The organism is Actinokineospora sp. HUAS TT18, from assembly GCF_051364635.1.
In the GTDB taxonomy this organism is placed as follows: domain Bacteria; phylum Actinomycetota; class Actinomycetes; order Mycobacteriales; family Pseudonocardiaceae; genus Actinokineospora.
Genome location: NZ_CP195645.1, coordinates 644,156 through 657,342 on the forward strand (window position 1 = coordinate 644,156; position 13,187 = coordinate 657,342).

Below are 13,187 nucleotides of genomic sequence, written 5' to 3' on the forward strand. Positions count from 1 at the left end.
GAGGAATGTCCAAGATGACCCCGTCACCGTCGACGGCACCGGCCGCCGCACCGTCCGCCGCGGACATCGAGACGTGCGCGGCGATCCTCGAACTGCTGTACCCCGTTCGCCGCGCGGCCGACCCGGACACGCCGAACACCGCTGAGGCGTTCCCGGAGCAGATCAGCCAGCTGCTCGACTTCGTCTCCGTCGGCGAGCCGGTGATGTTCACCCTGCCGGGTTTCCCCTGCAAGTCACCCAATCCGGCGAAGGTGCTGGGCGACCTGCCAGACGAGGGGGAACGCCTGGCGCTGCGATTCCTCGACGAGCTGTGTGCGGCGGTGGAGGCGGTATATGCGCCGGGCGCGCGACTCGTCATCTGCTCGGACGGCCACATCTTCGGCGATGTCATCGGGGTCGCCGACGATCGAGTTGACGCATACTCGGACGAACTCCGCCAGCTGATGGCGAAGGAAGGACTGTCTCGGCTGTCCCTGTTCAATCTGCAAGACATCTACCCCGGTCTGAGTTATGACGAGAAGCGGCGCCGGGTCACGGTCGCCTACGCCCCGACTATCGCGCAGTTACGTGAAGAGGTCATGACGGACGAGTCGACGGTGCGGCTCTATCGCGGGATCACCCGGTTCCTGGTCGACGACACCGCCCACTGGACCGGCTCGAAATCGGCCCTGCAGCGCGAATGCCGCACCCGAGCTTACGAGGTGATCGCGCGCAGCCGGGCATGGGGTGATCTCATCGCCGCCTACCATCCGCGGTCGTTCCGGCTGTCGATCCACCCACAGCCCGCGGGCGCGGCCAAGTTCGGCATCCGCCTCCTCGACGCCCCCGACGTCTGGATGACGCCGTGGCACTCGGTGCTGGTCGAGGAGCCCGGGAAGGCTCCCCGTCTGGTGCGCCACAAGGACGCGGTGGAACTCGGTGAGCTGGTCAACGTCGATGGTAGGCCGAGCCACTACCGAATTACGAGCTGATCGGACCCTGGTGATCGAAGGCGATCAGCGGATCACCGGTCAGCGGGTGCTCGACCACCGCGGCCCGCACGCCGAACACGTCGGCGAGCAGGTCGACGGTGAGCACGTCGCGGGGTTTGCCCGAGTCCACGACCTGACCGTCGCGCAGCACGTGCAGCCGATCGCACAGGCTGGCCGCGGCGTTCAGGTCGTGCAGGGCGATCAGCGTGGTGCGGCGGTGTTCGCGCAGCAGGCCGAGCAGGTCGATCTGGTGGCGTAAGTCGAGGTGGTTGGTCGGCTCGTCGAGGACGAGCACGTCGGGCTGCTGGGCGAACGCGCGCGCCAGCAGCACCCGCTGTCGTTCGCCGCCGGACAGCGCCGAGAACGAGCGGCCCGCGAGGTCCATGACACCGACCTGGGCCATCGCGGTGGCGATGATCTCCCGGTCGCGGTCGTCGTCGCCCGCGAACGCGCGCTTGTACGGGGTGCGGCCCATCGACACGACCTCCAGCACCGACAGCTCGAAGTCGCTGCCGCGCTCCTGGGGCAGCGCGGCGACGTGCCGGGCGGCCTCGGTCGCCGACATCGCCCGCAGGTCGCGGCCGTCGAGCAGCACCCGCCCGGAGGCGGGCCTGAGGTGGCGGTAGACCGTGCGCAGCATCGTCGACTTGCCGCTGCCGTTGGGCCCCACCACGCCGACGATCTCGCCTGGCTCGGCGAGCACGTCGACCCCGGAGACCACCGTGCGGCCCGCCAGGGTGACGACCAGGTCCTCGATGGCGATCCTCACGCGCGCTCCAGCCGTCGGTCGAGCAGGTACAGCAGCGTCGGCGCGCCGATGAGGGCGGTCACCACGCCGATCGGGAGTTCCTGGTCGGACAGCGCGACCCTGGCCACGATGTCGACCACGACCAGCAGCACCGCGCCGGTCAGCGCGCTGATCGGCAGCAGCCTGCGGTGGTCGCCGCCGACCACGAGCCTGCACACGTGCGGCACCATCAGCCCGACGAACCCGATCGCGCCGGACACGGCCACCAGCACGCCGGTCAGCACGCTGGTGACGATGAACAGCTCCCGGCGCAGCCTGCCCACGTCGATCCCGAGCCCGGCGGCGGTCTCGTCGCCCATGAGCAGCGCGTTGAGGCCGCGGGCGCGCGCCTGCAGCAGCAGGAACCCGAGCAACACCACGATCGCGGGCAGGGCGAGCACCGACCACTTGGCGCCGCTGAGGCTGCCCATCAGCCAGAACAGCACGCCGCGGGTCTGCTGCTCGTCGGCGGTCTGCAGCACCAGGTAGCTCGTCGCGCCCGCGAGGAACTGCCCGATGCCGACCCCGGCCAGCACCAGCCGCAGCGGGGAGAACCCGCCGCCGCGTCGGGCCAGCGCCCAGACCAGCGCGAACGAGCCGAGCGCGCCGAGGAACGCCGCCGCGGACAGGCCCAGCCCGAGCACGCCGCCCGCGGTCGCGCCGAACACGATCACCGCGACCGCGCCGAGCGAGGCGCCCGACGAGATGCCGAGCAGGTACGGGTCCGCCAAGGGGTTGCGGACCAGCGCCTGCACGGCCGTGCCGACGAGGCCGAGACCGGCGCCGACCACGGCGGCGAGCAGCGCGCGGGGCACGCGCAGCTGCCAGACGATCAGGTCGGGCGTGCCCGGGACGGGTTTGGTGCCGACGAGGTGGCCGACCACGATCGACCACACCTGGCCGAGCGGCACGAAGCTCGACCCGACCGCCGTGGCCAGCGCGAGGCCCGCGACCAGCGCGACCGCCAGGACGGTCACCACCAGGCCCGCGCGCACCCTGGGCACGGCCGGGAGGTGCGCGCGGTCCTGGCGGGGAAGCGATTCGACCGCCATGGCTAGCCCTGGGCGACGATCACGTCGGGGTGGATGGTCTTGGCGATCTCCACGACGGCGTCGGCGTTGCGCACGCCCGCGATCGTGGTGGTCTCCGACCCGACCCGGACGAACCGGCCCTGCTTGACCGCGTCGAGGCCCGCGGTGGCGGGGAACTCGCGCAGGAACTTCTCCGCCTCGGCGAACGCGGCGTCGTTATCCTGCTTGTCGCCTTTGTCGCGCACGCCCAGCTGGATCCACTGTGGATTGCCCGCCACGACCTGCTCCCAGCCGACCGGCTTGAAGTCGGCCTCGCAGTCGGCGAACAGGTTCTTGGCGCCCGCCAGGGTGATGACCGCGTTGGCGACCTGCTTGCCGCACACCGCGATGGGCTGGTCGGTGCCCGCGTCGAAGTCGAAGAAGAAGTACGTCGGGACCTTGTCCTTCGGCAGCTTGGCGACCGAGGCGGTCACTTTGGCGACCTTCGCGCGCATGCCCTCGACGAGCTCGTCGGCCTTGGCGCCGGTGCCGGTGACCGACCCGAGGCGCTTGATGTCCTCTTCCACAGTGGACAGGTCGGTGAGCTGGCCCGCGCGCTTCGTCGCGCACGCCGTCGACTTGAGGTAGATGTGCTTGATGTCGGCGGCGGTGAACTCCTCCGCGCTCGGCGGGCCGCCCATGCCGCCCATCGACCCCATGTCGGCGAAGGTGTCGACGTAGAGCTGCGCGCCGGAGCCCAGCAGCTTCTCCTTCGGGATCACCATGTCGCCCAGGACCGGCACCTTCTCACCCGCGGCGCGGAACTGCTCGGGCAGCGTGCCCTTGGCGGGCGGGAAGCCGGTGCCGATGATCTTGTCGCCCGCGCCGAGCCAGAACAGCAGTTCCAGGCTGGAGCCGTTGCTGGTGACGATCCGCTGCGGCGCCGCGTCGAAGGTGACCTTGCGGCCTTCGCAGTCGTCCAGCGTCGCGGGGAAGCCCGCGGCCGGGCCGGGCACGGCGCCGGGATTGGTCTCCGTCGACGCGGGCGCGCACGCGGTCATCCCGATCGCGGCGGCCCCGACCACCAGTGCGCTGAGCACACGAGAACGCATGTCGACCCCTGTTCGTGTTGATAGTCGTCCTCTAGTCGCCCCGAAACGGCGGGAAGTTCCGAGGCGGGACGGATCGGCCCCGGATGGCCCCGGACGATCGGCGCAACGGGCTGCGCCATTGGCGCTAGCGGCGCTCGTTCACTGGGAATACGGGACGCCGAAGGTCGGGCTTGTCCGGTTCCGCCCTATCCTCTGCGCTGTGGAAGGCCGGAGTCGCGCACGCATCGTCGGGCGGGCGGGCGTGCTGAGCGCGTTGCGCGTTCAGCTCACCGACGGCGGCGGCGTGCTGCTGACCGGTCCCAGCGGCATCGGCAAGACCACGCTGCTCGACGAGGTCGCCGACGGCTGGTCCGGCCTGGTGCTGCGCCAGACCAGCGCCGAGAACGAGCGCTGGATCCCCGGCACCGCGCTGGCCGACCTGTTCGCCCAGATCCCCACCGAGGCCGTGGCCACGCTGCCCGACCCGCAGCGCCGCGCCGTGGTCGACGTCCTCAGCGGCGAGCGGATCGACGCGCCGGGGGCGGCGCTGCGCATGGCGTGGCACTCGCTGCTGCTCGCGGTGTCCGCCGAGACCTCGGTGCTCGTGCTGCTCGACGACGTCCAGTGGATCGACGCGACGTCGGCCGACATCCTCGCCTACGCCGCGCGCAGGCTGCCCGGTTCCCAGGTCAGGGTCGTGGTGGCGGGCCGCGTGCAGGAGCCCGTCGACCTGGCCGACGACGGGGACGGCGCCGACCCGCGCCCGGTCGCGCCGTCGCTGCTGGTGCCCCGGCCGCTGCTGCGGCTGCCGGTGCCGCCGCTGACGGCCGACGACCTCGCCGAGCTGTTCGACGCCTACGGTCTGCCCGCCCGGACGGCGGTCGGGATCCACGCCGACTCCGAGGGCAACCCGTATCTCGCGCTGACCCTGGCGGGGGCGTTCTCGGAGCGCACCGGCCTGCGGGCGCCCGCGCCGCTGCCGCCCGGGGTCGCGGCCCTGGTGCACGAGCGGCTGGCCGCGGTGGCGCCTCGGGTGCGACAGACACTGTTGTTATGCGCGCTGGCCACGCGGCCCACGATCCGGCTGCTGCTGCGCGCAGGCCGCGCGGACGCCCGCCACGACATCCGGCACGCCGTCCAGGCCGGGCTGGTCGTCACCGACGAGGAGAACATCCGGTTCACCCCGCCCGCCGCGGCCTCGATCGTGGCCGACCTCGCCGACGCCGAGCGCCGCGCGCAGGCACACCGTGAGCTGGCCGAGGCGGTGACATTCGACGACCAGCGTGACCGGCACCTTGCCCTGGCCTCCGCCGCGCCGGACGCGCGGGTCGCGCGGGCGCTGGTCGTCGCCGCCGAGACCGCGATCCGGCGTGGCTCCCGCGACTTGGCCGCCGAGTTGTATCTGCTCGCCGCCGACCGCGCGCCCGCTGATCTGTCCGGCCAGCGGTTGGAGTGGCTGGTGTCGGCGACCGAGGCCGCCGCCAACGCCGGTTTGCCCGAGCAGGCGGGCCGGGCCGCCCAGGCGCTGCTCGACGCCGCCGACGCCCGGCCGCTGCTGCGGGTGCGGGTGCGGATGGCGCTGCTGCACGTCGCCGGACAGGGCTTCGGCGGTATGAAGGAGGTCTTCGCAGCGGCGATCGCCGACGCGGGCGACGACCCGGCGTCGCGGGCGCTGCTGTGTCTCTGGCAGTCGTGGGCGGCGATGGTCGCCTCCGATTCCGACAAGGCGATCGCCGACGCCGAGCGCGCGGTCGAGTTGGCCCGGTCGGTGGGCGACCACAACACCGAGGCGCTGGCCGCCGCGGCGATCGCGCTGCAGTTCCGGATCATCGGTAGGCCGGACAGCTGGTCGGCGCTGGGTTCCGCGCTCGCCCTCGCCGCGCCGGACCTCGACGGCTGGACCCACATGTCACCGCGGTACATCGGTACCCGGTTCGCGATCTTCGACGACCGGCTGGACGACGCGCGGTCGGACCTGCTGGACATGCTCGCGCTGGTCGAGCACGGGGCGGCCGAGGAACTGGTGCACGTGCTCCGGTCCCTGTCGGAGGTGTCGGTCGGCCTGGGCCGCTGCCAGGACGCGATGACCTACGCCGACCGGGCGCTGCGAATCGCGGGCGAGGCGCGGCTGAGCCCGGGGCCGTGTTGGCACGCCGCCGCCGAGGCGGAGCTGGCGGGCGGGAGCATCGGGCGGGCCATCGCGCTGGCCGAGCGGGGGATCCGGGCGTCCGAGCAGGAGTCGGATGGTGTGTTCATCCGTCGGCACCTGCACGTGCTGGGGCAGGGGTTGTTGCGGTCGGGGCAGCCCGTCCAGGCGGTGGTCGCGCTGCGGCGGATCGCCGAGTTGGACCACGGCGACCCTTCGATCTTGCGGTGGCACGGAGACCTCGCCGCCGCGCATGTGTTCGCTGGGGAACTCGACGAGGCCGAGTGGGTCCTGAAGTCGACCCGGGCCTCGATCGATGGGCGCCCGCACACCGACGGAGTGCGGGCTCGGCTCGACCGGGCCGAGGCGGGGCTGCGGCACGCCCGGGGTGACTCCGACGGCGCGATCGCCCTGCTCGACCACGCCTCCGCGGTGTTCGCGGAGTTGGGGCAGCCGTTGGAGATCGGGAAGTGCCACCTGATGCGGGGTCGGATCGAGCGGCACCGGCGGCGGTTCGCGCCCGCCCGGGCCGCGCTGGACGCCGCGCACGCACTGTTCGTCGCCGCCCAGGCCACGCCCTGGGCGACGCAGACCGACGCGATGCGGTCCCGCCTCGACGGGTCGGACGCGCCTTCGGCGACACCGCAGCTGACGAGCGGGGAATCACGGATCACCTCGCTGGTGGTCGAGGGGGCGACGAACAAGGAGATCGCCGACCGGCTGTTCGTGAGCGTCAAGACGGTCGAGGCGACGCTGACCCGGCTCTATCGCAAGCTTGGCGTCCGCTCGCGCACCCAGCTGATCCGCCTGCTGAGCGACCAGGACTAGTTCTTCCCGGCTTCTTTCTTCGCGGGAAACCGACTTTCGTGAAATTTGCATACCGCGCTCGTGTGTTTTTCATCCCGGGCGCCGTAATCGGTCACGACCGTAATAGTCCCGCCCCGGGTACCGTTTAAGGATGAGCGGTGTTCGCCCGGGGTGTATCGCAATCGCAGAGATGCGGCGGAGCCCTCGCGACAGCACGATGGAACTGTACACACACCGCAGAAACAATCGTATGGGGTGAGCCCACCATCGGCCACTCCAACGGCGACGGGAAAGTCATCGGTTTGCGGGGACGACCCAGATTGGATGCGGAGAAATGACGGAAAACCAATGGAAGCTGGTCGTCGACCGGGACGGCGTGACCATCGCCAGTGACCGGTTCCGGCTGACCGCGGCTGGCACGGTCCCCCCGCAGGACGAACTCGCCCCGGACGAGGCCGTGCTCGAGGCCATGGAGTCCAGCCAGCTCGAAGGCATCATCTCCGAGCTGCAGTCGATGACCCGGCGCACCTACGGCCAGTTCTGCGGGCTGTCCCGCGCGGTCGAGATGGTCGGCGAGCGCTGGGCGCTGCTGATCATCCGCGACCTGCTGGTCGGCCCGAAGTCGTTCACCGAGCTGGCCGAGGGCTTCCCCCGGCTGTCGATCGACGTGCTCTGCTCGCGCCTGCGCGAGATGCAGCACTTCGGTGTGCTCGAGGAGACGATGAAGGACGGTGACATGACCTACGAGCTCACCGAGTACGGCCGCGCGCTCGACGAGATCGTCATGTCGCTGGGCCGGTGGGGCGCCCTGTCGCTGGAGGACCCGCGGCCGGAGGACATCATCACCGAGAACTCGATGATCATGGCCCTGCGGTCGACCTACCAGGCCGAGGCGGCCGCGGGGCTCACCGCGAGCTTCGAGCTGCGCCTCGGCCCGGTCACCATCCACGCCAAGGTCGTCGACGGCGTCCTGCGGGCCGGGCCCGGCCCGCTGCCCGGCGCGGACCTGATCGTCGAGCCCGGCCCGACGCTGAAGATGCTGATGGCCAACGAGATGACGCCCGCCCAGGCGCTCGACACCGGGCACGTCACGCTGACCGGGGACGAGTCGCTGTTCCCGAAGTTCGTCAGCCTGTTCAAGATCCTGCCGATCGCCGCACCCGTCAGCTGATCGAACCCATAGAACCCGGCGGCCATCGTGGTCGCCGGGTTCTTTGCTGTTCCAGGAAGTCCGCAACCGGCTGACCGCAGCCTAAGGGGACCGGGGCGAAAGCTAGCCACGGTCCCCAACAATCGCGAGATGGCAACCCCGGTGACCAAATGCAAGAAATTCCGGGGAGGCGGTACAGCTGCCGTGCTTACACGGCGCGTCGGACCTGGGTGGTCGAGGCGCGGCGGGTGAGGGCGGCGGAGCGGACGTCGAGCAGCGCGCTGAGCACGGGCGGGTCGAACGAGCGCATGGGGTGCAGTGCCACGTCGGCGATGCGCGCGGTGATGTCCGGGCGGATCGTGATGGGGCCGTGCGCACCGAGGAACGGGATCGGGTCGAGCGACTCCTCGGCGCCGGGCGGCACCGAGTGGGCGAGCACGTGCCAAGTGCCCTCGGGCACGTCGTTGAGCGCGTACGGGCCGGGGCGGTCGAGCACCGCGCACCGCACCGGGGAGCCCTGCAGCATCCGGCTGGGGAACAGCCCGATGAACACCAGTCCGGCCTCACCGCTGGGCGGCGGCGTGACGTGCCCGCGCACCGTGGAGGTCCGGTTCATGCCCGCGGCCGGGACGTCGGCGGGTAATTCCGCCGTCGACCCGCCCAACTGGCGGTAGGAGATCGGCGACAGGCCCACGGTGCTGCGGAACCGCGAGCTGAACGTGCCGACGCTGTTGTAGCCGACCTGGTGGCTGATGTCGGCCACGGTGAGAGAGGTGGTCAGCAGCAGCCGCTTGGCTTCCTCCAGGCGCATCGCCGACAGGAACCGGCCGGGGGAGACCCCGGTGACCTGCTGGAATACCCGGGAGAAGTGGAACTTGCTGAACATGGCCGATCGGGCCATGTCGTCGATGGTGAGTCGATCGGCGAGGCCACGCCGCATGGTGTCGATAGCCCGTTCGACGGCTCGCACGACCATCTCGTCCATTGCGTTTCCCTTTCGCTGGAGATGTCCGCGATTCCTGTGCTGGATACAGCCTGGAGAAAAATATTGTCCAGCCGTTCTCGAACGTCCTTCAAGTGCCTTCGTCATGACCCCGGGTGAGCGATTCTCGGCAGTCGTGTGAAAAAAACACGAATGCGTGGTGCGGGATTCACAAAGGGCAGGTCAGGCCGCTGCGGAACGGTTTTCCGGAATGCTGAGATGAGCGTGGAACCGGCTGGCGTGGATGGCCGGATCGGAATCCGACGGGTACGGCATCGGCGAATCCGGGTGTGTGAGCACCGCTCGCACAAGCACGGGGGACTGGCAGTGCGCGAGCTTGCCCCGGACCAGGTTGCTGAACTTGTCGAGCTGCGTGGTGGTCGAGACGTCGCTGTAGCCCGACGCACGCGCCAGGGCGAGGACGTCGGCCCGGTCCGACGGCGGCGGCGAGGTGTGGCCGGAGCCGTAGAGGCCGTCGTCGAGCACGATGTGGATCAGCGGGAGGTCGACCAGGGTGCCCGCGGTGATCAGGCCGACCGGGTTGCGCACGAGGTTGCTGTAGGAGTCGACGATCACCGTGGGCCGTCGGGTCTCCAGCGCGATGCCGATGCCCAGTGACCCCGCCAGGCCGATCGACGCCGTCAGGTAGAAGTGGTTCGGCCTGTCCTCCACGACTTGCGCGATGCGGCACGTCGCGTCGGTGGTGAACACGACCGGCTGCGCGGTCGAGGTCGCCGAGATGATCGCTTGGATGGCTGCCGTCTTGTTCATTTCTCCGCCCCGACACTGTCCGCGATGAGCAGCGCCGCCGGGCGCCGCCGGTCCTGCACGCCCTCGACCATCAGGTTCACCTGTTCGTCGAAGGGTCCGTCGAGATCGAGTTCGAAGGTCTCCATGCCGAGGCCGACCAGCAGTGGCACGGTCAGTCTGCGCAGGATCGCGCTCTCGCCGAGCGCCTCGCCCGCCACGACCCGCACGTTGACCACGAACAGCATGGGGATGCGATAGGGCACGACCAGGGAGGCGATCGCGCTCAGCGACATGCCCAGCCCGGCGTTCTCCATCAGCACCACCGGGTACCGGCCGGTGAGCGAGGCGCCGACGGCGATGCCCACGGCGTTGTCCTCGCGGGCGACGGTGAGCACTCCCGCTCGTTCGTCCAGTGTTCTGTGCAATGGTGAGAGAACGCCGCACGGGGTAGCGTAAAACGGGCCGAAGTCGGCCAGGATCAGTTCCTTGCTCAATTCATTGGCGACGTCAATCCGTTGGGCGAAAGATGGCATCTCGTCTCCCTGCAGGTGTGCCGGTGATGGGCCGCGCGGCGGCTACTGGCTTTCGACCGGACGGATCGGCGGTATACCGGCGACGTAGAAACCGTCGATTCGGAAGTTCCCGTGCTGGTTCGCCTCTGTTTGTTCGGACCGGGCGGATCTTGGCCGTGGAAGATGCTGTGACCTGTGGCTATGGCCGTACTCGATGGTCTGCCCCGACGGTCCGATTTGGTCTGTGGGTGCGGATCCGATAGCGTGTCCCCGCATCGGTGTCTTCCTCCTTTCGGCGGAGAATGGGCATCTCCCGGCGTTGAGGCCAGCACGCCCAGAACACTCGCAGAATGCACGTTCCGACGACAGTGACGGGACCACGATGGGCCTGATGAAAACAGGTCCACCCGGGGTATGAAAAAGACATGTATGGCCGGTGACAGTGACACTGGCCGCGCGCCGTTGTCGACTCCAAAATTGGCCTCCCGAACGTTAATCCCCACCCCACGGGAGTTCAGATGGCCACGCCCGACGCGGAGAACGTGATCACCCTCTTAGCCACCTTCGGCATCGACGCCCGCCCGACCGACCGTTCCGTGCAGATCGACCGGTTCGAGCAGTGGGTCGACGACGACCGCGCGATGGTCATGGGCTCGACGATGTGCACCTGCTCGCGCTCCCTCGCCGAGGCGCTTGTCTGATGGCAGGCGACGGCACGAAGGAGCCGACGGTCGCGTTCAAGCGGCACCTTCGTGCCGAAGTCGCCACCGGCCTCGGCGTCTACCTCTTCTCCGAGAACGGCGTCACCGTGCTGAAGGGGTCGACCGTCGCCTCGGTGGTGTCCTTGATGGACGGAACCCGCAACCTCGCCGACGTCCTCGACGGACTGCCGGAGGACGTCACCCCGCAGGAGGCGGGCAGCGTGCTCGCCCGCCTCTCGCAGGCAGGCCTGCTCACGGTCCGCCGTGACCAGGAACCCGCCGACACCCGCACCCTCGCCTACTGGGACGCCGCGGGCCTCGACGCCGCGGCGGCCGTCACCGCGGCCGCACGGGACACCGTGCGGCTGCGGGTCGTCGGGGACGTCGACCTCACCGCCGCGGTGTCCGCGCTCAGCGGCGCGGGCCTGTGCGTCGCCGACGAGCCGGAGACCTGCGCGCTTGCCGTCGTTGTCTGCGACGACTACCTCAACCCGACCTTGGCCCGCATCCACGCCGAGCACCGCGAGTCCGGGGTGCCGTGGCTGCTGGCCAAGCCCGGCGGCACCAAGACCTGGCTCGGCCCGGTGTTCGAGCCCGCGACCGCGGGCTGCTGGCACTGCCTGGCCGACCGCCTCCGCAAGCACCGCAACGCCGAGCTCTGCGTGCAGGACGCCTTGGGGCGCAAGGGACCGGCGACCAGCCCGGCCGCGTCGACACCGGCCACCGCCGCGCTGGGCATGCACCTCGTCGCGGCCGAGGCGCTCAAGTGGGTGGCCGGTCTGCGCTACCCGGGCCAGCGCACCGTGTGGACCCTCGACACCCTCGACCTGCGCGGCACCCACCACGACGTGCCCGTCTACCCGCAGTGCCCCGCGTGCGGCGATCCCGCGCTGATCCGCGACCGCTCGCGCAGGCCCATCGAACTGGCCTCCCGCCCCAAGGTCGCCGACGGCGGCGGCGGGCACCGGACCATGACCCCCGAGCAGATGCGCGACCGCTACTGCCACCTGATCAGCCCGGTCACGGGCATCGTGAAGGAGATCAAGCGGGACCGCCGCGGGCCCGCGTTCTTCAACTCGTTCCGCTCCGGCGCCAACGTCGCCACCCGGTCCCGCCGGGTCGACGCGCTGAGCGCGTCACTGCGGATGACCAACGGCGGCAAGGGAATCACCGAGGTCGCGGGCGAGGTCAGCGCGCTGTGCGAGGCCGTCGAGCGCTACTCCGGCACCTTCCACGGCGACGAGGAACGGGTGCGCGGCAGCCTGCGCTCGCTCGGCGAGCAGGCCATCCACCCGAACGACTGCCAGCTCTACGACGAGCGTCAGTTCCTCGTCCGCGAGTCCTGGAACGCCGGACACGGCGCGTTCCAGTACGTGCCGCCGCGCTTCGACCCGGACGCGGAGATCGACTGGACGCCGGTGTGGTCGCTCACCGAGCGCCGCCACCGGCTGCTCCCGACAAGCCTGCTGTACTACGGCGCCCCCGACAGCGGCCCGATCGTCGCCGACTCCAACGGGAACGCGGCGGGCAGCAGCCTGGAGGACGCGGTGCTGCAGGGGCTGCTGGAGCTGGTCGAGCGCGACGCCGTGGCGCTGTGGTGGCACAACCGCACCCGCCAGCCCGGCGTCGACCTCGCCGCGTTCGACGACCGCTGGGTCGCCGAGCTGCGCCGCGTGCACGCCAAGATCGGCCGCGAGGTGTGGGCGCTCGACCTGACCTCCGACTTGGGCGTGCCCGCGATGGTCGCGCTGTCGCGGCGCGTCGACCAGCCGGAAGAGGACATCATGTTCGGCTTCGGCGCCCACCTCGACCCGCGCATCGCCCTGCGTCGCGCGCTCACCGAGCTGAACCAGATGATGCCCGCCGTCATCGACGCGAAGTCCGGTGACGGCTACCAGTGCGACGACCCGGACGCGCTGCACTGGTGGCGAACCGTGACCGTCGCCAACCAGCCCTACCTGCGGCCGAACCCGTCCGTGCGGCCGACCGTGCCCCAGGACCACCCCTACACGAAGTCGACCGACGTGCTCGCCGACGTCACGACGCTGACCGGCCGGGTCGAGGCCGCCGGGATGTCGGTGCTGGTCCTCGACCAGACCCGGCCCGACGTCGGCCTGCCCGTGGTCAAGGTGATCGTGCCCGGCCTGCGGCACTTCTGGTCGCGGTTCGCCCCCGGCAGGCTCTTCGACGTCCCGGTCCGCCTCGGCAGGCTGACCGCGCCCACCCGGTACGAGGACCTCAACCCGCTGCCCATGTTCCTGTGAGTGATCGACGTTCCAC

General features: G+C 70.5%; 11 protein-coding genes. 5 read left to right on the forward strand and 6 right to left on the reverse strand.

Going from position 1 to position 13,187, the window contains the following annotated elements:
- Positions 1 to 5 precede the first annotated feature (5 nt).
- Positions 6 to 971 carry an L-tyrosine/L-tryptophan isonitrile synthase family protein gene (locus ACSHT8_RS02920; protein ID WP_436497404.1) on the forward strand — a complete coding sequence of 322 codons (966 nt, stop codon included), beginning with the start codon at positions 6 to 8 and terminating at the stop codon, positions 969 to 971.
- Here ACSHT8_RS02920 and ACSHT8_RS02925 read toward each other — a convergent pair.
- Genes ACSHT8_RS02925 through ACSHT8_RS02935 form a run of 3 tightly spaced genes read right to left on the reverse strand, consistent with a single transcriptional unit; the run spans position 961 to position 3,880 of the window.
- Positions 961 to 1,740 carry an ABC transporter ATP-binding protein gene (locus ACSHT8_RS02925; protein ID WP_436497406.1) on the reverse strand — a complete coding sequence of 260 codons (780 nt, stop codon included), beginning with the start codon at positions 1,738 to 1,740 and terminating at the stop codon, positions 961 to 963. The two genes, ACSHT8_RS02920 and ACSHT8_RS02925, sit on opposite strands and share 11 nt — an antisense overlap.
- Complete coding sequence (locus ACSHT8_RS02930; protein ID WP_436497408.1) at positions 1,737 to 2,810, reverse strand: FecCD family ABC transporter permease; 1,074 nt, start codon at positions 2,808 to 2,810, stop codon at positions 1,737 to 1,739. The genes ACSHT8_RS02925 and ACSHT8_RS02930 overlap by 4 nt, the downstream gene beginning before the upstream one ends.
- 2 nt (positions 2,811 to 2,812) lie before the next feature.
- The gene (locus tag ACSHT8_RS02935; RefSeq protein WP_436497410.1) at positions 2,813 to 3,880 is read right to left on the reverse strand and encodes an ABC transporter substrate-binding protein; all 1,068 of its coding nucleotides are present in this window, start codon (positions 3,878 to 3,880) and stop codon (positions 2,813 to 2,815) included.
- A 199-nt stretch (positions 3,881 to 4,079) separates the two neighbouring features.
- Here ACSHT8_RS02935 and ACSHT8_RS02940 point away from each other — a divergent pair, with 199 nt between their 5' ends.
- Together ACSHT8_RS02940 and ACSHT8_RS02945 are read left to right on the forward strand one after the other, a co-directional pair.
- Positions 4,080 to 6,833, forward strand: a complete 2,754-nt coding sequence (locus tag ACSHT8_RS02940; RefSeq protein WP_436497412.1) for an AAA family ATPase — start codon at positions 4,080 to 4,082, stop codon at positions 6,831 to 6,833.
- 313 nt (positions 6,834 to 7,146) lie between these two features.
- Positions 7,147 to 7,983 carry a winged helix-turn-helix transcriptional regulator gene (locus tag ACSHT8_RS02945; RefSeq protein WP_436497414.1) on the forward strand — a complete coding sequence of 279 codons (837 nt, stop codon included), beginning with the start codon at positions 7,147 to 7,149 and terminating at the stop codon, positions 7,981 to 7,983.
- 187 nt (positions 7,984 to 8,170) lie between these two features.
- Here ACSHT8_RS02945 and ACSHT8_RS02950 read toward each other — a convergent pair whose 3' ends face one another.
- From ACSHT8_RS02950 to ACSHT8_RS02960, 3 genes are all read right to left on the reverse strand, one after another.
- Positions 8,171 to 8,947 (reverse strand): AraC family transcriptional regulator, encoded by a 777-nt coding sequence (locus tag ACSHT8_RS02950; RefSeq protein WP_436497416.1) that lies wholly within the window; start codon positions 8,945 to 8,947, stop codon positions 8,171 to 8,173.
- 180 nt (positions 8,948 to 9,127) lie between these two features.
- On the reverse strand, positions 9,128 to 9,715 hold the full coding sequence (locus ACSHT8_RS02955) for a hypothetical protein (RefSeq protein WP_436497418.1): 588 nt from the start codon (positions 9,713 to 9,715) through the stop codon (positions 9,128 to 9,130).
- Positions 9,712 to 10,089 carry a hypothetical protein gene (locus tag ACSHT8_RS02960; RefSeq protein ID WP_436497420.1) on the reverse strand — a complete coding sequence of 126 codons (378 nt, stop codon included), beginning with the start codon at positions 10,087 to 10,089 and terminating at the stop codon, positions 9,712 to 9,714. The genes ACSHT8_RS02955 and ACSHT8_RS02960 overlap by 4 nt, the downstream gene beginning before the upstream one ends.
- Before the next feature lie 635 nt (positions 10,090 to 10,724).
- On the opposite strand from ACSHT8_RS02960, the gene ACSHT8_RS02965 reads away from it, so the two are divergent.
- Together ACSHT8_RS02965 and ACSHT8_RS02970 are read left to right on the forward strand one after the other, a co-directional pair.
- Positions 10,725 to 10,907 (forward strand): hypothetical protein, encoded by a 183-nt coding sequence (locus ACSHT8_RS02965; RefSeq protein WP_436497422.1) that lies wholly within the window; start codon positions 10,725 to 10,727, stop codon positions 10,905 to 10,907.
- Positions 10,907 to 13,171 (forward strand): TOMM precursor leader peptide-binding protein, encoded by a 2,265-nt coding sequence (locus ACSHT8_RS02970; RefSeq protein WP_436497424.1) that lies wholly within the window; start codon positions 10,907 to 10,909, stop codon positions 13,169 to 13,171. Before ACSHT8_RS02965 ends, ACSHT8_RS02970 begins: the two co-directional genes overlap by 1 nt.
- Positions 13,172 to 13,187: the final 16 nt, after the last annotated feature.